The organism is Microbacterium sp. NPDC080220, from assembly GCF_040686395.1.
Lineage (GTDB): Bacteria > Actinomycetota > Actinomycetes > Actinomycetales > Microbacteriaceae > Microbacterium > Microbacterium gawkjiense.
The window spans coordinates 1-21451 of the sequence record NZ_JBFBOP010000009.1; the positions used below are offsets into that span (position 1 = coordinate 1).

The window sequence follows — 21451 nt, forward strand, 5'->3', positions numbered from 1 at the left end:
CGAGGTTATTTGGCATTTGACAAGTGCACGCTGTTGAGTTCTCAAGGATCGGATGCTCCCACACCACCCCCGCAAGGGCTTCGTAGTGAGGCAACGTCACTGACTCTTCGCTCGACTCCCGAACGGGACGGCACGCCACGACCAGAAGATCGTGTCGGGCTCATCACCACGGGGCTTCGAGGTGGAGTCCCCATCCTAGACCACAAGGCCTTGTTCTCTCTAGGAGAGGTTTGGGATGGCTTTCGTTCTCCGCTTGAGGGGGCCGGAGGCCTTTCGGTCTCTCGCTCTTCCCTGTGGGGCGAACGAGTAATAAGTTACGCCGCTCCTCCGGGTCGGGCAAATCACGCTCGCATCCCGGGCGTGTCGCGCAGGAATCCGCCCCGCACGCAGAGAGGCCGCCCTCCCCACGGCGGGGACGACGGCCTCTCGGAACGCAGCGGTCAGGAGACGAACACCCCTGCGAGAGTCTTCTTGCCCCGCCGCACCACCGACACGCCACCGGGCAGCGAACCGGAGACGACGTGCTCCTCGTCGGCGACCTTGACGCCGTCGACCGACACCCCACCCTGGGCGATCGCCCGGCGCGCCTCGCTCGCGCTCGACACGAGACCGGTCTCGAGCAGGGCCTGGACGACCGGCACGCCGCCGGCCGCGGTCATGTGCGGGAGTTCCTCCAGCGCGGAGCGCAGCGTCGGGGCATCCAACGCCGTCAGATCACCCTGACCGAACAGGGCGTCCGACGCCGCGGCGACCGCGGTCGCGGCATCCACCCCGTGGACGGTCGTCGTGACCTCCATCGCCAGCCGGCGCTGCGCGGCGCGGCGGAAGGGTTCGTCGGCGACGAGCCGCTCGTACTCCTCGATCTCGGAACGCGTCAGGAAGGTGAACACCTTCAGTCGCGCGATGACGTCGGCGTCGTCGGTGTTGAGCCAGAACTGGTACATCCGGTACGGGCTGCACATGTCGGCATCCAGCCAGACGGCGTTGCCCTCGCTCTTGCCGAACTTCGTCCCGTCGCTGTTCGTGATGAGCGGGGTGCCGATCGCGTGCACGGACGTCCCCTCGACCCGGTGGATGAGGTCGGTCCCGCTCGTCAGGTTGCCCCACTGATCGCTGCCACCCGTCTGGAGGACGCAGCCGTACTGGCGGTGGAGCTCCAGGAAGTCCATGCCCTGCAGGATCTGGTAGCTGAACTCGGTGTAGCTGATGCCCGCATCCGAGTTGAGGCGGGCGGCGACGGCATCCTTCTTCAGCATGGTGCCGACGCGGTAGTGCTTGCCGATCTCGCGGAGGAAATCGATCGCGCTCAGGGGCGCCGTCCAGTCGAGGTTGTTCACCATCCGGGCAGCGTTGTCTCCCTCGAAGCTGAGAAAGCGCTCCACCTGACCGCGCAGACGCTCGACCCACTCGGTGACGGTCTCGCGGGTGTTGAGTGTGCGCTCCGCCGTCGGCCGCGGGTCCCCAATGAGCCCGGTGGACCCACCGACGAGACCCAGCGGCTTGTGCCCGGCCAGCTGCAGCCGTCGCAGGAGCAGGAGCTGGACAAGGTTGCCGAGGTGCAGGCTCGGAGCAGTCGGGTCGAACCCGCAGTAATACGTGATCGGCTCCCCCGAGAGGAGCTCGCGGAGCGATGCCTCGTCGGTGGACACGTGCACGAGACCACGCCAGACGATCTCGTCCCACACGTTGGCGAAGGACGGGTCGTTGGCGGGCGCGAGGGCCTTCAGTTCGGCGCTCGGAGCGGATTCAGACACGTCTTCCAGGCTATCAGCGGGCGTGCGGCGGCCCCGCGTGCCGGCACGGCTCAGACCGACGTCCCCCACCAGAGGAGGAAGGCGGCACCGAGCGCCGTCACCCAGCTGACCAGGCTGCCGATGAGGAAGTACTCGGCGCGCGTACCCAGGTCGCTGTCACGGGAGATCTCCGGGAATCGGACGATGCCCTTCGCTGCCAGGACCGCCGCCAGGAGCGTGAACGCGCCGGTCACCGTCAAGGCGAACACGAGCACACGCTCGAGCGGGCCGATGAGGCGGCCGCCCTTCAACGCGTTCGGGGCGTCGGCGGCGACGTCTCCCCCGCGGAGCGCGGCGCGGACGACCACGTTGCCGGATTCGCTCAGGAAGACGACCGCGCCAAGCACGAACAGCGCCACGTCCAGGCTGACGGCGCCGAGGGGGGAATCCGCGGGCCACGACTCGCCCAGCGGCCCTTGATCCGGGCGCACCCCGTCGAACGCGACCGCGACGAACGCGACGACGGCGACCGCGACGAGCGGCCAGAGACCTGCCCGGCCCCCGGCGGAGCCGGGCGTGGCGAGGACCCAGACGGCCGCGACCGCGACGGCGACGAACGCCCACACCACCGCGTCCGCACCGGCGGCACCGATGAGGACGACGAGAGCGGCGACCGCGTACGCACCGGCGCGGCCCCGAGACGGCACGTACAGGCGGATGAGGTCGGCGACACCCACCGCCAGAAGGACGATCCCCGCGCCGATCACGAGAGCTCCCGGCTCAGGTCGGCGAAACCCGCGACGAGCGCCGCGGACCCCGCCGAGGCGAGCGCCTGCGAGACCGCGGGCTGGGTGACGCCCTCGGCCTCGGCGAGCTCCCGCTGGGTACGGCCGAGGCAGCGTCCGTAGGTCAGCCGTCGCGTCCGTTCGCTCATCGACGCGACGAGATCGTCCCGCGCGAGCAGGTAGGCGTTGGCGTACGCGATGCGGTGGAGCATGACGGCATCCTGCCCCTCCGCGGCGGCGATGCGGGTGCGCGCGCGCGGCACGGCGCGGTCCTGCAATCGGTGGGCCTCGTCGATCGCGGCCCGGGCTGCCCACCATCCGGGTCCGTCCGTGATCGACTCGTCGACGGGGTCCACCGCGCCGACACCGACCCCGAACCTCAGCTGAACCCCGTCGGGGAGGTGCAGTTGCACGAGCAGCAGGGACGTCAGCGCCGCCGCGAGTCCCGGGTAGACGGCTTGGAACTCGTCCCCGACGGTCGCGGTGAGGGGTGCACCGGCGACCGGGTGGTCCGCGTGGACGCGTTCCGCGGTCGCCACGATCGCCCGCTGCGCCGCCGCGCGGTCCGGAAGGCTGCGTGATCCGACGATGTCGGCGATCACCGCTGCGTCGTCGCTCATAGGGACAGGGTAGGCCGCTTATGCCGAGCTGGCAATAAGTGTTTTACTTATTTTGTCGGAGAGATAAGTGAGGGAGACGGTCGCAGAGTCAGGCGCTCAGGGCGCGAGCGAGCTCCTGGGTGCGCGCAACGAGCGCAGCGCGCTGCTCCGAGACCCGCACCGGAGCCGTCCCACCGGACCCATCCCTGCTCGCCACCGATCCCTCGACCGTGAGCACCTCGCGCACCTCGGGGTCGAGATGCGGCGACACCTGCGCGAGAAGGGCGTCGTCGGCATCCGCCAACTCGATCCCGCGCGACTCGCACGCCTGCACCAGCGCACCCGAGATCTCGTGCGCGTCCCGGAAGGGCACACCGCGCTTGACCAGCCAGTCCGCGACGTCGGTGGCCAGGGAGAACCCCTCGGGCGCCGAGGCCGCCATGCGTTCCGTGTCGAAACGGAGGGTGGCGATCATGCCCGCGAACGCCGGCAGCAGCACCTCGAGGGTCGCCACCGAATCGAAGACCGGCTCCTTGTCCTCCTGCAGATCGCGGTTGTACGCGAGCGGCAGCGCCTTCAGCGTCGCGAGCAGACCGGCCAGGTTGCCGATGAGGCGACCCGACTTGCCGCGCGCGAGTTCGGCGATGTCGGGGTTCTTCTTCTGCGGCATGATGCTCGAACCCGTCGAGAAGCCGTCGTCCAAGCGGACGAAGGAGAACTCCCGCGTGTTCCAGATGATGATGTCCTCGGCGAAACGCGAGATGTCCACACCGATCATCGCCGTGATGAAGGCGAACTCGGCGACCACGTCGCGGGCGGCCGTGCCGTCCATCGAGTTCTCGGCGGGCCGGGCGAGACCCAGCTCGTCAGCGACGAGCTGCGCGTCCAGGCCGAACGTGGCACCGGCGAGCGCTCCCCCGCCGTAGGGCGAGACCGACGCGCGGACCGACCAGTCGCGGAGCCGCTCGAGGTCGCGGACGAGGGGCCAGGCGTGCGCCTGGAGATGGTGGGCGAGCAGGACGGGCTGCGCGTGCTGCAGGTGCGTGCGACCGGGCATGATCGCCTGGGGGTGCGCCTCGGCCTGCGCGACGATGGCGTCGATGACACGCACGAGATCACGCGCGATCACGCGCGAGTGATCGAGGAGGAACAGCCGCACGAGCGTGGCGATCTGGTCGTTACGGCTGCGTCCGGCCCGCAGCTTGCCGCCCAGTTCGGGGCCCACCTCGCGGATCAGCGCCGCCTCGAGGGCACCGTGCACGTCCTCGTCCGACTCGGTCGCGACGAGCTCGCCCGACCGCACCGCCTCGCCGAGCGCATCGAGGCCCGCGTGCATCCGGGCTTCCTCGTCGGCGGTGAGGTAACCGGCACGTCCCAGGGCGCGCGCGTGCGCGTGCGAACCGCGCAGGTCGTAGAGCGCGAGGGCCCAGTCGAAGTGCGTCGAGCGGCTCAGCGCAGCGAGCTCCGGGGAGGGGCCCGAGGCGAAACGCCCGCCCCACAACGCACCCTGATTCGTTGCTTCGTTCTTGCTCTCGCTCACGACTCCACCCTATCGGCGGGCTCCCCGCCGTCCGTCGGCACCGCTCGCCGCGACACCGCCGCGAGCGCACTCTCGAGCGGTCCGCGGCCGACGAGGATCGCCCACAGGCTGCACAGGACGATCGCTCCCAGGTAGAACCACCCGAGCGGATGCAGATCGCGGAACGCCCGCAGGTCTGTCGTGTCGCCGAGCACCGCGAGGGCGATGAGAGCCCAGGCGACGACCTGGCCGACGTAGGCGGTCAGGGGCATCGATCCGACGGCGCGCAGAGGTGCCAGCACCCAGGTCAGCGGCGTACGGCACACGAGCAGGCACGCGCCGAGGACGGCCATCGCGAACCCCGTCGACGACACGACCTCGACGATCCCGCCGCTGTGTGCCTCCGCACTGAGGACGGCCGCGGCGTAGGAGTCCGGTGGCGCCCCGCCGGCCATGTCCGCGAGGAGCCCGATGACCGCGCCGAGCGCCGTGAGCGCGACACCCGCCGCGAGGATCAGCGCCTGGGTGCCCGCCCGCCGCAGATCGGTGCGCCCCAGCGCCATCCCCGCCGCGACGAAAGCGATCCACAGCGGGAAGGGGTAGGCCCACCCGACGGCGAAGAAGAGCGTCTCCCCCGCCTCGCCGTCCCAGATCGGCAGGGCGTCGAGGAACGGCAGGAACCAGGGGACGACGAGGGCGACGGATGCCGCGATCGCCCACAGCGCCCACGCCGGAAGCGCCAGCAGGGGCAGTGCGAGGAGGAAGAGGATGCCGTAGGCCGGCAGGATCACGTAGATCGGGACGCCGGTCTGCGTCAGGAGCAGACCGATCGCCCACAGCAGGACGGCCCGGACCGCGAGACGACGGCGGTCGACCCCCAGCCGCGGGGCGCGGCGCGGCATCCGTCCCCCGGTCATGAGCGCGATCGAGACGCCCGCCAGCACGGCGAACAGGATCGAGGAGCGCCCGTTGACGACGTCGATCCACGTCGCGGGGTCGGCGAGCCGCAGCGGCTGCTCGATGGTGAGCAGGTGGGCGGCGAGCATCCCGAACACCGCGAGGGCGCGGGCGAGGTCGACGCCGTGGAGCCTGGCGGGGCCGTTCCAGCTCCGCCAGGCACGGCTCACGGCTGCCGGAGCAGCCACACCAGCAGCGCCTTCTGCGCGTGCAGGCGGTTCTCCGCCTCGTCCCAGACGACGCTCTGCGGACCGTCGATGACATCCGCATCCACTTCGTACCCGCGGTCGGCGGGGAGGCAGTGGATGAAGATCGCGTCGTCCTTCGCGAGCGTCATGGTCTCCTGGGTCACCTTGTAGGAGCCGAGATCGCGCAGGCGGGCGATCTTCTCCTCCTCCTTGCCCATCGAGACCCACGTGTCGGTGACGATGACGTCGGCACCGGCTGCGGCCTCGTTCGGGTCGGTGAAGAGGGTGAGCGATCCGCCCGTCTCCGCAGCGATCCGGTCGGCGTCGGCGACCACGTCCGCCCGGGGCGCGTAAGCCTCCGGCGAGGCGATCCGCACGTGCATGCCGGCGGTGACGCCGGCGAGCGCATACGAGTGCGACATGTTGGAGAGACCGTCGCCGAAGAACGTCAGCGTCAGACCCTTCAGCTCGCCCTTGTGCTCGCGGATGGTGAGGAGGTCCGCGAGCAGCTGGCAGGGGTGGAAGTCGTCGCTCAGCGCGTTGACGACGGGGACGCGGGTGCCCGCCGCCATCTCCTCGAGACCTGCCTGCGCGTAGGTGCGCCACACGATCGCAGCGACCTGACGCTCGAGGACGCGCGCCGTGTCGGACGGGGTCTCCTTGCCGCCGAGCTGACTGTTCGCCGTCGAGATGATGAGCGGGGACCCGCCGAGGTCGGCGATGCCGACGGCGAACGAGACACGGGTGCGGGTGGAGGACTTGTCGAAGATGACGGCGACGGTCTGCGGACCCGCGAGCGGCTTCTCCTTCCAGCGGTCGCCCTTGAGCTCGACCGCGAGGTCGAGGATCTCGGCCTGTTCGGCGGGGGTCAGGTCGTCGTCGCGCAGCAGGTGGCGGGTCATGCGGGGGCCTCCGTCGTGTCAGAAGTGTCGTCGGTACCGGGGGTGTCGTCGAGCATCAGGGCATCCTCGACGGTGGCGAGGGCGCGAGCGAACAGCGTCTGGAACTCGTCGATCTCGACATCACCGATCGTGAGCGCCGGCGCCAGGCGGATCGTCGCGTCGTTTGCGGCGTTGATGATGAGCCCGTGCTGCTGCGCCGCGGCGACGACGGCTCCGGCGACGGGATGCCGCAGGGCGACCCCGATGAGAAGCCCCTGGCCGCGGCATCCGGTCACCAACGGGGAACCGATCGCCGTGACCGCGTCGCGGATCTGCCGGCCGCGTTCGGCGGCCGCCTCGACGAGTCCCGCTCGTTCGATCTCGTCCAGGACGGCCGACGCGACCGCGGTCGCGAGCGGGTTGCCGCCGAAGGTCGACCCGTGGGTGCCTGGGTAGAACAGGTCGCTCGCGGCGCCGAAGGTGACGAGCGCGCCGATCGGGATGCCGTTGCCGATCCCCTTGGCGACCGTGATCGCATCGGGGGTGATCCCGGTGTGCTGGAAGGCGAACCACGCCCCCGTGCGACCGGCGCCGGTCTGGATCTCGTCGATGATCAGGAGCGCGCCGTGGCGCCGGGTGATCTCGCGCGCGGCGGCGAGGTATCCCTCGGGCAGTTCGAGCACGCCGGCCTCGCCCTTGATGGGCTCGACGAACAGGGCGGCGACGCGGTCGTCGATCGCCGCCTCGAGCGCCTCGATCGTGGAGTCGAGGAACTCCACCCCCGGGACCATCGGCTCGAACGGCTGCTGCATGGCGGGCTTGCCGGTGAGGGCGAGGGTCCCCATCGTGCGCCCGTGGAACGCGTTCTTCAGGGCGAGGATGCGGGGGCGCTCGGATCCGCCGTGCAGGCGGGCGAGCTTGAAGGCGGCCTCGTTGGCCTCGGCGCCGGAGTTGCCGAAGTAGACCCGACCGGACTCCCCCGTGCCCGCCAGCCGCTTGAGGCGGGCGGCGAGCCCGAGCTGCGGCGGCGTCGCGAAGTAGTTGGAGACGTGGCCGAGGGTGGCGGCCTGGTCCGCGACCGCCTGCACGAAGACCGGGTGCGCGTGACCGAGCGAGATCACGGCGATCCCACCCAGGAAGTCGAGGTAGCGCGTGCCCTCGTCGTCCCACAGGTGAGCGCCCTCCCCGCGCACGAGCATCGCGTAGCGTTCGCCAGAGTTGAGGACGAGGTCGCGCGCGGCATCGTCCTTCCAGGTCGTCGTCGTCTGCACGGTCATCCCGCCACCACCTCGGTCCCGATCCCCCGCTGTGTGAAGAGCTCGACCAGCACCGAGTGGGGCTGGCGTCCGTCGATGATCGCGGCGCGGTTCACGCCGCCGTCGACAGCGTCGAGGCATGCCTGCATCTTCGGGATCATCCCGGATTCCAGGCGCGGCAGCATCGTCCGCAACTCCGTCGCGGTCAGGTTCGAGACGAGCGAGTCGCGGTTGGGCCAGTCGGCGTAGAGCCCCGCGACATCGGTCAGGATGACGAGCTTGACCGCGCCGAGCGCGACCGCGAGGGCGGCGGCGGCGGCATCCGCGTTCACGTTGAGCGAGCTGCCCGGATCGTCGACGTCGGGGGCGATCGAGGAGACGACCGGCACGCGACCGGCGGCCAGCTGATCGAGGATCGGCTGCGGGTCGACGGCGACGACGTCGCCGACGTGCCCGAGGTCGTGCTCGGCGCCGTCGACGACGACACCCCGGCGCCGCCCCTGGAAGAGCCCGGCATCCTCTCCGGACATGCCGGTCGCGAACGAGCCGTGCGCGTTGATACGGGAAACGAGCTGAGGGTTGATCTGCCCCGCCAGGACCATGCGCACGACGCCGATGGCCTCGGTGCTCGTGACGCGGTAGCCGCCCTTGAACTCGCTCGGGATGTCGAGACGATCGAGCATCTTCGAGATCTGCGGGCCGCCGCCATGGACGACGACGACCTTCACACCGACGTGGTGCAGGTAGGCGATGTCCTCGGCGAACGCGGTCTGCAGCTCTTCGCTGACCATGGCGTTGCCGCCGTACTTGATGACGACGATCTGCTCGCGGAAACGCTTGAGCCAGGGAAGGGACTCGACGAGGACCGCGGCCTTGCCGGCGGCCTCTTCTGGGGTGGTCTGCTGGATGTCGGTCATGACGAGTAGGCGCTGTTCTCGTGGACGTAGTCGTGGGTCAGGTCGTTGGTGCGGATCGTCGCCGTGGCATCCCCGACGCGCAGGTCGATGAGGATGTGCGTCGCGCGGGGCGTCAGGTCGACCTCCTCGCGGGGGCGATCGGGGCCGCCGGCCGTGCACACGCGGACCCCGTTGAAGGACACGTCCACGTCGTAGGGGTCGAAGGCGGCATCCGTCGTCCCGATCGCCGCGAGCACGCGACCCCAGTTCGGGTCGTTGCCGAAGATCGCGGCCTTGAAGAGGTTGTTGCGCGCGACCGAGCGGCCCACCGTGACGGCGTCGTCCTCGCTCGCGGCGCCGACGACCTCGATCGTGATGTCGTGGCTCGCCCCCTCGGCGTCGCCCTGCAGTTGCGTCGCGAGGTCGAGGCACAGCTCGGTGAGAGCGGCCGCGAAGTCGGCCGGGTCGGGTCGGATGCCGCTGGCTCCGCTCGCGAGGAGCGTCACCTGGTCGTTCGTCGACATGCAGCCGTCGGAGTCGAGCCGGTCGAAGCTGACCCGCGTCGCCTCGCGGAGCGCGGTGTCGGCGGCCGCGGCATCCAGATCCGCGTCGGTCGTGATGACGACGAGCATCGTCGCCAGCCCTGGGGCGAGCATGCCGGCGCCCTTGGCCATGCCGCCGACGGTCCAGCCGCCCCGAGCGACCACAGCGCGCTTGGGCCGGGAATCGGTGGTCATGATGGCGAGGGATGCCGCCTCGCCCCCGTCGGCGGAGAGGGCGCGGACCCCCTTCTCGACGCCGTCGAGGACCTTGGCGCGGAAGACCTCGTCCCCTGTGCCGATGAGCCCGGTCGAGCACACGAGGACATCGCCGGCGCCGACGCCTAGGAGCTCGGCGGCCCTCTCGGCGGTCTGGTGAGTGGTCTGGAAGCCGAAGGGCCCGGTGAAGCAGTTCGCTCCGCCGGAGTTGAGGACGATCGCCTCGACGACGCCGTCCCCGATGACCTGCTGCGACCAGAGGATGGGGTTCGCCTTGGCGCGGTTGGTGGTGAAGACGGCCGCACCGACCTTCTTCGGACCGCGGTTGACGACGATCGCGACGTCGTTCGCTCCCGTCGACTTCAGGCCGACGGCGACGCCGGCCGCCTCGAATCCCTGCGCTGCCGTGACACTCACGGGGCTACTCCGTTCACGCTCAGACCCGTCGACTCGGGGAGACCGAGGGCGATGTTCATCGATTGGATGGCGGCACCCGCGGTGCCCTTGACGAGGTTGTCGACCGCGGCGACCACGACGACGCGGTTCGCGGCACGGTCGATAGCGAGGCCCAGGAGCGCCGTGTTGGCACCGAGGACGTCCGCCGCGCGCGGGAATCGCCCTTCGGGCAGCACCTGGACGAACGTCTCGTCGGCGTACGCGGACTCCCACGCCTCCCGGATCTGCGCGTCGGTGACACCGGGCACGATCGGCGCCGTCGAGGTCGCGAGGATGCCGCGCGCCATGGGGACGAGAACGGGGGTGAACGAGATCCGGATGTCGGCGGCGGCGGGCGCGGCGGCGGCGAGCGCCTGACGGATCTCGGGGATGTGGCGGTGCGTTCCGCCCACGGCATACGGGTTCGCGCTGCCGAGGATCTCGGAGGCGAGGAGGTTCGTCTTGAGGCTCTTGCCCGCTCCGGACGGGCCGACCGCGAGGACCGACACGATGTCGCCCGGGTCGATGACCCCGGCGGCCACACCGGGCGCGAGACTGAGCGACACGGTGGACGCGTTGCACCCCGGCGCGGCGATCCGCCGCGCACCCGCCAGCACGTCGCGCTGCTTCCCGCCGTCGACGAGGAGCTCGGGCACGCCGTACGCCCACGGCTCGGGGAAGTCGCCGCCGTAGAACTGGTCCCACGCGGTCCGGTCGGTCAGCCGGTGGTCGGCGCCCGCGTCGATCACGAGGGGGACGTCCGCCAGCATCTCGGTGTACCGCGCGGACTGACCGTGCGGCAGGGCGAGGAAGACGACGTCGTGGCCCGCGAGGACCTCGGGCGTCGTGTCCTGCAGGGTGAGGTGCGCGAGCGAGCGCAGGTGCGGCTGATGGTCGATGAGGGGCTGCCCGGCGTTGGAATGCGCCGTGACGGTGCGGATCTCGACCTCGGGGTGAGCGGCGAGCAGGCGGAGGATCTCGCCGCCCGCATAGCCGGAAGCGCCGGAGACGGCGACCGAGATGGTCATGGATTCAACCTTATTGTCTGGGAGGAACGGGGCCGGAACGGCGACACCTGCGGCTCACTCCGAGACGCGGAGCACAGCGGGAGGGTCGCCTAGCGTCGACGGTCGCCCAGACGTCGACGCGCGCGCGAACCCGCGGAGGCGGGGAGGATCGCGGCGGAGGACACACCGCGACGGTATCGTCGCGGCATCCGGTCCCGCAAATCGACGGTCACGACGCCGTCGCGGGACCCTCCGTCAGGATGCGCAGGAGGTCGAGCTCCGCGGCGCGCTCGAGCCCCGACCCGCGCGAGCGCGAGACACCGCGGGCGCGCTCGTCGTCGAGGACCCGCGCGGTCGTCTCGACCAGGGGACGGATGCGGCCGCCCGCCGCGCGATAGGCCGCGTTGCTGCGCGTCGCGAAGCCGGGCATGTCGTCGGGCAGCCATAGCGGAAGGGACCGCGGACCCATCCAGTGGCTCACGCCGTGGCGTTCGAGCCAGTCGCCCGGAGCGACCTGTACCTGACCCGTGTGCCCCGAGAGCCGCTGCACGAGGGCGACGAGCCCGGCGAAGGGATGCGGCTCGCCCACCGCGTTCACGACCCCCTCGAACGCGCGGGCGCCCGCCGCCACGATGAAGTCCGCCAGGTCGTCGACGTCGATCACCTGCACCCGGCCCTCCGTCTGCGGCACGAGGACCGGCCCGTCGGCCGCCGCGGCGAACCGCGCCGGCCAGTAGCCGAATCGGTCGGTCGGGTCGCCGGGGCCGACGATGAGTCCGGGTCGGACGATCGCGAGCCGTGCGGCGAGACCGTCCGCGGCGCGCTCGGCGGCGACCTTCGCGCGGGCGTAGTCCTCCTCGTCGCCGTCCTGCCACGCGGGGACGATCTCGGCGGTCTCGTCCGCACCCTCCTCCTCCGCTCCGGCGTACACCGAGACGCTCGACACGTAGGTGGCGTGCGCTGCGCGACCGCCGAGGGCGTCCGCAGCCGCCTGCACGTACGACGGGACCGAGGAGACATCGACGACGTCGTCCCAGTCCCGGTCCGCGACCTCGCGATAGGCATCGGGTGCGGCGCGGTCGGCGACCACGAGACGGGCGCCCGCCGGCGCGGCACGGTGGCCGCGCGCGAGGCAGGTCACCTCGGCGCCGCGGTCGACCCACCGCTGGGCGACGCGGGATCCGAGCCAGCCGGTGCCGCTGAGGACGAGGATGCGGGTCATGCCCCCCATCGAACCAGCGACGACCGCCCGGCGACACCCCGCGGTGCGATCAGCTCGGGAGCGCCCGGATCTTCGCCAGCAGGTCGGGTCCGGTCCGGTCGAGGAGACGACCACCCATGACGATGCCGAGGACGGCGATCACGACGCCTTCGACGACGCCCACCGCGAGCGCAACCCAGGTCCAGAACCCGTCCTCGGTGGTCGAGGCGTAGGCGGCGACCGCGATGGTCGGCGTCGACAGCGCGATGACGACACCCCACACGACGAAGGCGAGCAGTCCGTTGACGAAGGTCTGGCCCGGCACGCTCTTGAACGGGCTGTCGCCCGGAGCCGCCACGGGGCTGATGATCAGCGCCGACGAGACGGCGGAGACCCCGTAACCGACGAGGACGATGCCCACGGAGGCGCCCAGCGTGATCGGGAGTGTCGCCAGGTTGCCCGAGAGGACCGCGGTCGCGGTCGCGAGCAGCACGATGAGCGGCAGACCGACGCACGCCGCACCCAGGGTGCGGCCGGCCCGGTCGGCCACGCCGCGCACACCCGTGGCGAGGACGGTCGCGTACGCCGTGCCGTCGTAGGAGACGTCGGTGTACCCGGCGATGGAGAGCATCAGCGCCGCGAAGACGGGCGAGAAGCCGAAGAAGAACCCGTCGGTCCCGCCGGTGACGAGGAACACGATCGGCAAAAGGGGTACGACCAGGAGCTGACGGAGGTACCGCGGGTCGCGCAGCCAGCCGTTCAGCGATCGCGCCCAGGTCGCACCGACGCCGCCGGTCGGCAGGAGCCCGAAGAGGCCGAGGCGGCCGGCAGCCGCCACCTTGCGGGTGCGGCGCGGCGCGGCATCCGTCCCCGCGTCGATGACCCGCGACCACACCACCCACAGCACGCCGACGGTGGCGACCGCGATGCCGAGGCGCGCCACCGCCGACAGGACGTCGCCCGCGGCGAGCGCGGGAGCGACGCCCCACGCGGCGCCGATCGGGGTCCACGGCAGGACCGCGGCGGCGGACGTGAGCCTCGTCACCAGGTCGCCGCCGGCGTCGAGCAGGGTGAGGACGCCGATGAGGATCGGCCCCGACAGGACGAGCAGGATCAGCACGACCGTGCCGGTGAGTTCGCGGCCGCGGCGGTTGCCGCCCAGTCCGCCGGAGAGTTCGCCGACGAGACGGGAGGCGAGGACGCAGGTGATCACCGCGAGCACGGCCGCGGGGATCGAGACGACCGCCGCCAGCGGCCACCTCACCCACAGGATGACCGTGCTCAGCGCCGCGAGGGTCGTCGCGATGCCGGGGAGACCGGTCAGCCCGGTGCCGCCGAGTGCGAGCATCGTCTGGGTCCGCGTGAACGGGAAGACGGCGAGGCCGCGCGCGTCGATGGACGTGTCCATGCCGGTGAGGAGGATCGGACCGAGCACCCATCCCAGCAGCAGCGCACTCCCCCCGAGCACCGCCACGACGGTGGCGGTCTCGAGCGGTTGGAACACGGCGAGCGCCACCATCCCGGCCACGATCGAAACGAGCGCGCCGATGGCCCAGAGCGCGCCGAAGATGAAGCCCACGAGCTGCCACGGCCGACGGGCCAGCGTGTTCGCGAGGGCGCGGTACCGCAGCTTCAGGACTGTCGCAACCACTGCGGTCCCTCCGACTGGTGGCGTCCGCCGACGAGCGAGACGAACCGGTTCTGCAGGCTGTCGCCGGCGCGGACCTCGTCGACGGTCCCCGCGGCGAGCACCCGACCGGCGGCGATGACGGCGACGTGGTCGCACATGCGCTGCACCAGGTCCATCGAGTGGCTGGAGACGATGACGGATCCGCCCGAGGCGGTGTACCCGCGCAGGACGTCCTCGATGTTCGCCGCCGAGACGGGATCGACCGATTCGAACGGCTCGTCGAGGACCAGCAGACGCGGCGCGTGGATGAGGGCGCAGGCGAGCGCGATCTTCTTGGTCATGCCGGCCGAGTAGTCCGCGACGATCGACCCGGCTGCGACGCGCAGGTCCATGAGGTCGAGGAGGTCCGACACCCGCTGGCCGATCTCCTCGCGGGGAAGGCCGAACATCATGCCCGTGTAGGTGACGAGCTGCTCCCCCGTCAGGCGGTCGAACAGCCGGATGCCGTCGGCGAGGTTGCCGATCATGCGCTTGGCCGTCACGGGGTCGCCCCACACGTCGACGCCGTGCACGTGGGCACTCCCGGCGTCGGGCTTGAGCAGCCCGGTGGCCATCGACAGGGTCGTCGTCTTGCCGGCGCCGTTGGGGCCGACGAGCCCGTAGAACGATCCGGCGGGGACCGTGAGGTCGATGCCGGCGACGGCGGTGACGGAGCCGAACTGCTTCACCAATCCGGTCAGCTGCAGGGCGGGGACGGTCGGAGAGTCGGTCACGGGCCGAGCCTAACCGCGCCGACCACGCGTGTCGGGGCCGACTGGCACAGTGGAGGGATGCTGCGCACGCTCGCCGTCTCGGGTTACCGGTCGCTCCGCGACGTCGTGATCCCCCTGCAGGAGCTCACCGTCGTGACCGGCCCGAACGGCTCGGGCAAGTCGAACCTCTACCGCGCCCTGCGGCTGCTCGCCTCCGCCGCGACCGGCGACCTCATCGGCGCCGTTGCCCGCGAGGGCGGTCTGTCCTCGCTGCTCTGGGCGGGCCCGGAGAACGGCGGCGATCAGGGGACGGTGCGCCGTACCCCGATCGCGGTGCGACTCGGGTTCGCGTCCGACGAGCTCGGCTACCTCGTCGATCTGGGCATCCCGCAGGCGTCGCAGGACAGCGTGTTCGCGCGCGACCCCGAGATCAAGCGCGAGCAGATCTTCGCCGGCCCGCTCGCCAAACCGTCGACGCTCCTCATCGACCGACTGCGCGCCCAGACGCGCGTCCGTGACGGCGGGTGGGTCTCGCTCGACCAGAAGCTCGCCCCCTTCGAGAGCATCATCACCGACCTCGCCGACGGCGACACCGCACCCGAGCTGCTCGGTCTGCGACGCATCATGAACGGCTGGCGGTTCTACGACCACTTCCGCGTCGATGCGGACGCCCCCGCGCGGCGCTCGCAGGTCGGCACGAGATCCCCCGTGCTCGCGCACGACGGATCGAACCTCGCCTCCGTGTGGGCGACCGTGGTCGACGCGGGGTTCGGCGGCCTGCTCGATCGGGCGGTGGATGAGGCGTTCCCGGGCAGTCGGGTGCGCATCGCGGCATCCGACGGCCTCCTGCGACTCACCCTGACGCAGCCGGGCCTGCTCCGGCCGCTGGATGCCGCGGAGCTCTCGGACGGCACGCTGCGCTACCTGCTGCTCTGCGCGGCGCTGCTTCCCGCCCGGCCGGCGCCGCTCACGATCCTCAACGAGCCCGAATCGAGCCTGCACGTGAGCCTGCTCGCGCCGCTGGCGAACCTCGTACGCGCGGCGGCCGCACAGACGCAGGTGCTTCTGGTGTCGCACGCCGCGGGGCTCATCGACGCCCTCCCCGACGCCCACCGGATCCCGCTCGAACGGCACCTCGACGGCACGCTCGTGAGCGGTCAGGGGCGACTCGAGGGTCCGCCGTGGAACTGGGGCACGCGCTGACGCGGGTCATAGCGTGATGAACAAGGCCGCGACGACGAGAGCAGCCATCACGACGGCGACCACCGCGCCGAAGATCGTGAGCGAGCGGAACACCGCGTAGCCCCGATGCCCCGCGGGCGCACGCAGCGCACTTACACCTGCGGCGATCGCCGCGATGCCGGCGAACACGAGCCAGACCGCTCCGCGCGGGACGATCTCGGCCCAGGCGCTGGGGAAGAAGACGGCTGCCTGCGGGAACAGCCATGTCCCGTACTGCCACCCCGTCGCGAACGCGACCACGCTCATCATGATCGTGAGCAGATTGACGATCGCCAGGGCGCGGATGAGGACCGCTCCGCGCGGCATGCGCAGCGGCGCGCCGTCCTCGGACGGTCGGGCACCGGCAGTCGTGGATGTCATGACCGAAACGTACCCCTCGGTCGGCCGACCCCGCAGTCGGCCGTTCGGGTGACGTCGTCAGTCGCGGATCGTCGCCCCGAAGCGTCCCGCGGCGACGGCGACACCGGCGAGCTTCGCGTCGGTGGCCTCCGATGCTGTCAGCGTGCGGTCTTCGGCGCGGAACCGCAGCGCGAACGTGAGGCTCTTCGACCCGTCCGCGACGCCGGCACCGCGATAGTCGTCGACCAGGCGCAGATCCTCGAGGAGCTCCCCCGCGCCGTCGACGAGGGCGGCCCGCACGTCACCGGCGGCGACGTCCGCCGGCACGACGAGGGACACGTCCTGCGTCGCCGCGGGGAAGGTCGCCAGTGAGGGGGAGACCTCCGGTTCGCGCACGAGCGACAGGATGCCGTCGAGGTCGAGCTCCGCGACGAACACGCGTCCGTGCAGGTCGGCCGCCTCGGCGACGGCCGGGAGGAGCTCGCCGACGTAGCCGACCTCATCACCGCGCACGGTGAGGATGCCGGTGCGCCCCGGGTGGAGCGCTGCGCGCTGACCCTGCTGCACGTCGATCTGCACGCCCGCCGCGGCGGCGATCGTGCGGACCGCGCCGAGCGCGGCCGCGAGGTCGTACGGCGCCGCGGCGCCGCCGGGACGCTTGACCGCCGCGTTGCCGTGGAGAAGCACGGCGACGTGCCGCGGCTGCGGCGGGATGGAGCCGTGCAGGGCCGCGAGGGTCTGCTCGTCGGGGCGCTGCGCGAGCGGCGGGACGGTGTCGGTGCCGTAGGTCACGCCCTCGTCGGGGGTGAATACGCTGCCCGACTCGAAGAGCGCCAGATCGGTGAAGCCGCGCGAGACGTTCCGGTGCGCGATCTGCAGCAGACCGGGCAGGAGCGAGCGCCGCAGGTACGGCGCCTGGCCGTCGAGCGGGTTCGCGAGCCGGATCGAGGGGACGTGCTCGCCGGTCGCCGAGCCGTGGAGGTCGTTCTGCTCCTCGGTCGTGAACGGGAACGCGACGACCTCGACGAAGCCGGCCGCGGCGAGCGCGTTCGCGACGCGCCGGCGTCCGCGCTGGTGCGGCGTGAGACCGCGCCCGGACGGCGGGGTCGGGAGGATGGAAGGGATGCGGTCGAGCCCGTGGATGCGGGCGACCTCCTCCGCGAGCGTCCAGCGGTCGGTGAGGTCGGGACGCCAGGACGGCGGGATGACCTCCCAGGCCTCGCCCTCATCCGCGACGTCGCATCCGATCGTCTCGAGGGCGCCGACGACCTCGTCGTCGGAATAGTCGACGCCGATCAGGCCGGCGGTGAAGGTCTTCGGCAGCTCGATCGACGGGATGAACACCTCGGCGAACAGTGCGCCGCCGGTCTCCGTGTCGAGCGTGCCGCCGGCGAGCTCGACCATGAGGTCGGCGACGCGGCGGGCGGCGACGAACGGGATGAGCGGGTCGACGCCGCGCTCGAAGCGTCGCGACGCCTCGCTGGGCAGCTTGTGCCGGCGGGCCGTGCGTGCGATGGACACGGTGTCGAAGATCGCCGCCTCGATGAGGACGTTGCGCGTGGCATCCCCCATCTCGGTCCTGCCGCCGCCCATGACACCCGCCAGGCCGATCGGGCCGGAGTCGTCGGTGATGAGCAGGTCCTCGGTGTGGAGCGTGCGCTCCTTGCCGTCGAGGGTGGTGAGCTTCTCCCCGGCGGTCGCTCGACGGACGGTGATGCCACCGGTCAGCGTGTCGAGGTCGTACCCGTGGATCGGGTTGCCGAGTTCGAGCATCACGTAGTTGGTGATGTCGATCAGGATGCCGAGGGAGCGGATGCCGGCGAGCGTGAGCCGCGCGGTCATCCACGGCGGCGTCGGGCGGGAGGGGTCGACGTCGCGCACGATGCGGACGACGAACTCGCTCGCGCCGGGCTTGCCGTGAATGGGCGCCGCGTCGTCGATCGCGACGGGGAATCCGCCGGTCGGCTGCTGGAGCTCCTCGAAGTCGCGCAGACCCGGGTCGCGGAAGGCCGCTCCCGTGGCGTGGGCGTACTCGCGCGCGACGCCGCGGATCGACAGGGCGTAGCCGCGGTCGGGGGTGACGTTGATGTCGACGGCGACGTCGTCGAGCCCGAGCAGGGAAATGGCGTCGGTGCCGACCTCGGGGTCGAGGCCGAGCTCGGTCAGACGAAGGATGCCGGAGTGCTCGTCACCGAGGCCGAGCTCCTTCGCGGAGGCGATCATGCCGTCGGAGACGTGGCCGTACGTCTTGCGCGCGGCGATCGGGAAGGGACCGGGCAGGACGGCGCCCGGCAGCGTCACGACGACCTTGTCGCCCTCGAAGAAGTTGCCGGCACCGCAGACGATGCCGCGGATGCCACCGTTCGCCTCACCGACGTCGACCTGGCACCACCGGATGGTCTTGCCGTTGGACTGCGGTTCGGCCTCGAACGAGACCACACGGCCGACGACGATCGGTCCGCTGAGGTCGAACGTGTGCACGTCCTCCTCCTCGAACCCGACCGAGACGAGCGACGCGAGGACGTCCTCGGGGGTCGTACCGGGCGCGACGTCGACGTACTCGCGCAACCAGGAGAGCGGGACGCGCATCAGACCACCATTCCGAACTGCTCGCTGAAGCGGACATCACCTTCGGCCATGTCGCGCATGTCCTGCACATCGCTGCGGAACATGAGGGTCCGCTCGATGCCCATGCCGAAGGCGAAGCCCGAGTAGACCTCGGGGTCGATGCCCGCGGCGCGGAGGACGTTGGGGTTCACCATCCCGCATCCGCCCCACTCGATCCAGCGCGCGCCGCCCGGGAAGGTCGGGTGCCACAGGTCGAGCTCGGCGGACGGCTCGGTGAACGGGAAGTAGTTGGTGCGGAACCGGGTCTTGGCCTCGGCTCCGAAGAGGACCTTCGCGGCGTGGTCGAGCGTGCCCTTGAGGTTCGCCATCGTGATGCCCTTGTCGATCACGAGGCCCTCGAACTGCGTGAACGCGGGCAGGTGGGTCGCGTCGAACTCGTCGGTGCGGTACACCCGTCCCGGGCAGAGGATGTAGATCGGCACTTCGCGCTCGAGCATGGAGCGCACCTGAACGGGGCTTGTGTGCGTGCGCATGACCAGGTGACGCGCCACCGGGTCGACGAAGAAGGTGTCCTGCATCTGACGCGCAGGGTGGTCGGGGGCGAAGTTCAGCGCGTCGAAGTTGAACCACTCGTGCTCGAGCTCGGGACCCTCCGCGATCTCCCACCCCATGCCGACGAAGAGGTCGGCGATCTCCTCCTGCAGGAGCGAGATCGGATGCCGCGCCCCGACACGCGTCGCGGGGACGATCGCGGTGATGTCGACGCGCTCGGCCTCGAGCTTCGCCGCCGTCTCGGCCGCGGCGAGCTCGGCCTCACGGGCGGCGAGCGCCTGGTTCACACGACCGCGAGCCTGACCGACGAGCTTGCCGGAGGCGGCCTTCTGGTCGTTGGGGACGTTCCGCAGCTCGGCGTTCAGACGCGCGAGCGGCGACCCCTCCGCGGTGTGGGCCGAACGGGCGGCTTTGAGCGCCGTGGTATCGGGAGCGGCGGCGAAGGCGGCCAGCGCCTCGGCGACGGCGGCATCCACCGCCTCGGGGGTGATCTGGGGTGCGTCGGACACGAGAGACGAGTCTACCGGCGGGCCGGAGTGCGGCCCGCCGGTAGGACGGCGTCAGGGTGTCGGTGCGTTACCGGGATCGAACTTGCCGGCGCCCTTCTGGGCCGCGATCAATTCGGTGTCGGTCGTGGGCGCCACGGGGTGATGAACTCCGCCGGCACCTCCGCGCGTGCCGGGCGAACGACGCAGACGCTTCTCGACGAGGGTGGCGACCCACGAGAGCAGGAGACACATCGCGATGTAGATCGCCCCGATGACGATGCCGGCCTGCAGGATCGGTCGACCCGGCTGGGACGTCAGCTGCTTGGCGAAGTAGAGCAGCTCCGGGTAAGTGATGATGAAGCCGAGCGCCGTGTCCTTCAGCGTGACGACCAGCTGCGCGATGATGACGGGCAGCATCGCACGGATCGCCTGCGGCATGAGGATCAGGCGCATGACGCCGCTCTTGCGGAGGCCGATCGCGTACCCGGCTTCCTTCTGGCCGCGGGGCAGCGATTCGACGCCGGCGCGGATCACCTCGGCGAGCACCGAGCCGTTGTACATGACGAGGGCGATGACGACGGCCCAATACGGCTCCATGCGGATGCCGACCGTCGGCAGACCGTAGTACATCAGCGACATGAAGATCAGGACCGGGATCGCGCGGAACAGCTCGGTGATCGTGGCGACGGGGACCCGGATGACGGCATGATCGGACAGTCGCCCCACCGCCAGGACGAGACCCAGGATGATGGCGCCGACGGCGGCGAGACCGAACGCCGCGAGCGTGTTGCCCAGCGCGCGCAGGATGTTCATCCAGACGGCACTGAACGAGAAGACGTACCAGCGGTCCGGCGCGAACTGACCGGTCACCGCGAAGCGGTAGCCGATGAAGCCGAGTACGCCGAGCACGGCGACCACGGTGACGACGCCGAGGATGCGGTTGCGGAGAATTGCCCGGGGGCCCGGGACGTCGTACAGGACGGAAGTCATCGCGCGATCCTCCACTTGTTCTCGAGATAGCGCTGCAGCCAGCTGAGCAGCAGGACGAGGACCACGAAGACCACCGCGACCCAGAGGAGGACGGCGAGGGCGTTCTCGCCCCGTTCGCTGAGGTTCGCGCGGATGACGCCCAGCTCCGCAACGCTGAAGCCTGCGGCGACCGTGGTGTTCTTGAGCAGCGCGATGAAGACGCTCATCATCGGCGGCACGACCGATCGGAAAGCCTGCGGCATGACGACGAGAGTCATCACCTGCGTGAAGGTGAGACCGATGGCACGGGCGGCCTCGGCTTGACCGACCGGAACGGTGTTGATACCTGCCCGGATCACCTCGGCCACATAGGTCGCGGTGTAGACGCCGAGGGCCCAGATGGCCAGCACCGTGAACCCCGGATTCGGCAGGCGCAGAGCGGGATAACCGAAAGCGAAGAAGAAGAAGACGAGCGTCAGGGGGGTGTTGCGGATGATGTTGACGTACAACGTTCCGAACGCCCGCGCGACGGGGATCGGCGAGACACGCATCGCCCCGACGAGCGTCCCGAGGACGAGCGCGATCGCGCCGCCCGCGAGGAAGAGCAGCAGCGTGTTGCGCAGCGCCTCGCTCCACAGATCGAGGTTGTCGGTGATGACGCCCACTTCGTCTCCTTGGCTGGTGCGGGGCGGGGGC

Annotated in this window: 19 protein-coding genes; 1 reads left to right on the forward strand and 18 read right to left on the reverse strand. The window is 70.9% G+C overall.

Going from position 1 to position 21451, the window contains the following annotated elements; genetic code table 11:
• Positions 1 to 440 precede the first annotated feature (440 nt).
• From tyrS to AB0P29_RS13180, 13 genes are all read right to left on the reverse strand, one after another.
• Positions 441 to 1754, reverse strand: coding sequence for a tyrosine--tRNA ligase (gene tyrS, locus AB0P29_RS13120; protein WP_311859913.1), 1314 nt, complete (start codon positions 1752 to 1754; stop codon positions 441 to 443).
• A 50-nt stretch (positions 1755 to 1804) separates the two neighbouring features.
• Positions 1805 to 2500, reverse strand: coding sequence for a hypothetical protein (locus AB0P29_RS13125; RefSeq protein WP_363380381.1), 696 nt, complete (start codon positions 2498 to 2500; stop codon positions 1805 to 1807).
• Positions 2497 to 3138, reverse strand: coding sequence for a SatD family protein (locus AB0P29_RS13130; protein ID WP_363380383.1), 642 nt, complete (start codon positions 3136 to 3138; stop codon positions 2497 to 2499). Before AB0P29_RS13130 ends, AB0P29_RS13125 begins: the two co-directional genes overlap by 4 nt.
• Positions 3139 to 3226: 88 nt before the next feature.
• Complete coding sequence (argH, locus tag AB0P29_RS13135; RefSeq protein ID WP_363380386.1) at positions 3227 to 4657, reverse strand: argininosuccinate lyase; 1431 nt, start codon at positions 4655 to 4657, stop codon at positions 3227 to 3229.
• Positions 4654 to 5781 (reverse strand): heparan-alpha-glucosaminide N-acetyltransferase domain-containing protein, encoded by a 1128-nt coding sequence (locus AB0P29_RS13140; protein WP_253035392.1) that lies wholly within the window; start codon positions 5779 to 5781, stop codon positions 4654 to 4656. The genes argH and AB0P29_RS13140 overlap by 4 nt, the downstream gene beginning before the upstream one ends.
• Positions 5760 to 6683: an ornithine carbamoyltransferase gene (gene argF / locus AB0P29_RS13145; RefSeq protein ID WP_253035391.1), complete on the reverse strand. Its 924-nt coding sequence runs from the start codon at positions 6681 to 6683 to the stop codon at positions 5760 to 5762. Before argF ends, AB0P29_RS13140 begins: the two co-directional genes overlap by 22 nt.
• Positions 6680 to 7939: an acetylornithine transaminase gene (locus AB0P29_RS13150; RefSeq protein WP_363380388.1), complete on the reverse strand. Its 1260-nt coding sequence runs from the start codon at positions 7937 to 7939 to the stop codon at positions 6680 to 6682. The genes argF and AB0P29_RS13150 overlap by 4 nt, the downstream gene beginning before the upstream one ends.
• The gene (gene argB / locus AB0P29_RS13155; protein WP_253035389.1) at positions 7936 to 8835 is read right to left on the reverse strand and encodes an acetylglutamate kinase; all 900 of its coding nucleotides are present in this window, start codon (positions 8833 to 8835) and stop codon (positions 7936 to 7938) included. Before argB ends, AB0P29_RS13150 begins: the two co-directional genes overlap by 4 nt.
• Complete coding sequence (argJ, locus tag AB0P29_RS13160) at positions 8832 to 9989, reverse strand: bifunctional glutamate N-acetyltransferase/amino-acid acetyltransferase ArgJ (protein WP_363380391.1); 1158 nt, start codon at positions 9987 to 9989, stop codon at positions 8832 to 8834. The genes argB and argJ overlap by 4 nt, the downstream gene beginning before the upstream one ends.
• Positions 9986 to 11035, reverse strand: coding sequence for an N-acetyl-gamma-glutamyl-phosphate reductase (gene argC / locus AB0P29_RS13165; protein WP_363380393.1), 1050 nt, complete (start codon positions 11033 to 11035; stop codon positions 9986 to 9988). Before argC ends, argJ begins: the two co-directional genes overlap by 4 nt.
• Before the next feature lie 208 nt (positions 11036 to 11243).
• Positions 11244 to 12236: an NAD-dependent epimerase/dehydratase family protein gene (locus tag AB0P29_RS13170; RefSeq protein ID WP_311289802.1), complete on the reverse strand. Its 993-nt coding sequence runs from the start codon at positions 12234 to 12236 to the stop codon at positions 11244 to 11246.
• A gap of 49 nt (positions 12237 to 12285) precedes the next feature.
• Positions 12286 to 13866, reverse strand: coding sequence for a hypothetical protein (locus tag AB0P29_RS13175; protein WP_363380396.1), 1581 nt, complete (start codon positions 13864 to 13866; stop codon positions 12286 to 12288).
• Entirely contained in the window at positions 13848 to 14618 is a 771-nt protein-coding gene (locus tag AB0P29_RS13180) for an ABC transporter ATP-binding protein (protein WP_363380398.1), read from the reverse strand. Before AB0P29_RS13180 ends, AB0P29_RS13175 begins: the two co-directional genes overlap by 19 nt.
• 57 nt (positions 14619 to 14675) lie before the next feature.
• Here AB0P29_RS13180 and AB0P29_RS13185 point away from each other — a divergent pair, with 57 nt between their 5' ends.
• Positions 14676 to 15800, forward strand: coding sequence for an AAA family ATPase (locus AB0P29_RS13185; RefSeq protein ID WP_363380400.1), 1125 nt, complete (start codon positions 14676 to 14678; stop codon positions 15798 to 15800).
• Positions 15801 to 15806: 6 nt separating this feature from the next.
• Here the strand turns inward: AB0P29_RS13185 and AB0P29_RS13190 are convergent, their stop codons facing one another.
• The 5 genes from AB0P29_RS13190 to AB0P29_RS13210 are packed head-to-tail and all read right to left on the reverse strand — an operon-like array spanning position 15807 to position 21420.
• Positions 15807 to 16199, reverse strand: a complete 393-nt coding sequence (locus AB0P29_RS13190) for a hypothetical protein (RefSeq protein ID WP_363380402.1) — start codon at positions 16197 to 16199, stop codon at positions 15807 to 15809.
• Between the two features lie 57 nt (positions 16200 to 16256).
• Positions 16257 to 18767, reverse strand: coding sequence for a phenylalanine--tRNA ligase subunit beta (gene pheT, locus AB0P29_RS13195; protein ID WP_363380404.1), 2511 nt, complete (start codon positions 18765 to 18767; stop codon positions 16257 to 16259).
• Positions 18767 to 19807 carry a phenylalanine--tRNA ligase subunit alpha gene (gene pheS / locus AB0P29_RS13200; protein ID WP_217531358.1) on the reverse strand — a complete coding sequence of 347 codons (1041 nt, stop codon included), beginning with the start codon at positions 19805 to 19807 and terminating at the stop codon, positions 18767 to 18769. The genes pheT and pheS overlap by 1 nt, the downstream gene beginning before the upstream one ends.
• Before the next feature lie 51 nt (positions 19808 to 19858).
• Complete coding sequence (locus AB0P29_RS13205; RefSeq protein WP_363380406.1) at positions 19859 to 20776, reverse strand: amino acid ABC transporter permease; 918 nt, start codon at positions 20774 to 20776, stop codon at positions 19859 to 19861.
• Positions 20773 to 21420: an amino acid ABC transporter permease gene (locus AB0P29_RS13210; RefSeq protein WP_363380409.1), complete on the reverse strand. Its 648-nt coding sequence runs from the start codon at positions 21418 to 21420 to the stop codon at positions 20773 to 20775. Before AB0P29_RS13210 ends, AB0P29_RS13205 begins: the two co-directional genes overlap by 4 nt.
• Positions 21421 to 21451: the final 31 nt, after the last annotated feature.

Coding starts and splice junctions, on each gene's coding strand:
- AB0P29_RS13185 (WP_363380400.1), top strand. CDS start 14,676: ATGCTGCGCACGCTCGCCGTCTCGGGTTACCGGTCGCTCCGCGACGTC.
- AB0P29_RS13205 (WP_363380406.1), bottom strand. CDS start 20,776: ATGACTTCCGTCCTGTACGACGTCCCGGGCCCCCGGGCAATTCTCCGC.
- AB0P29_RS13170 (WP_311289802.1), bottom strand. CDS start 12,236: ATGACCCGCATCCTCGTCCTCAGCGGCACCGGCTGGCTCGGATCCCGC.
- AB0P29_RS13190 (WP_363380402.1), bottom strand. CDS start 16,199: ATGACATCCACGACTGCCGGTGCCCGACCGTCCGAGGACGGCGCGCCG.
- AB0P29_RS13130 (WP_363380383.1), bottom strand. CDS start 3,138: ATGAGCGACGACGCAGCGGTGATCGCCGACATCGTCGGATCACGCAGC.
- argB (WP_253035389.1), bottom strand. CDS start 8,835: ATGACCGACATCCAGCAGACCACCCCAGAAGAGGCCGCCGGCAAGGCC.
- argC (WP_363380393.1), bottom strand. CDS start 11,035: ATGACCATCTCGGTCGCCGTCTCCGGCGCTTCCGGCTATGCGGGCGGC.
- AB0P29_RS13150 (WP_363380388.1), bottom strand. CDS start 7,939: ATGACCGTGCAGACGACGACGACCTGGAAGGACGATGCCGCGCGCGAC.
- pheT (WP_363380404.1), bottom strand. CDS start 18,767: ATGCGCGTCCCGCTCTCCTGGTTGCGCGAGTACGTCGACGTCGCGCCC.
- argF (WP_253035391.1), bottom strand. CDS start 6,683: ATGACCCGCCACCTGCTGCGCGACGACGACCTGACCCCCGCCGAACAG.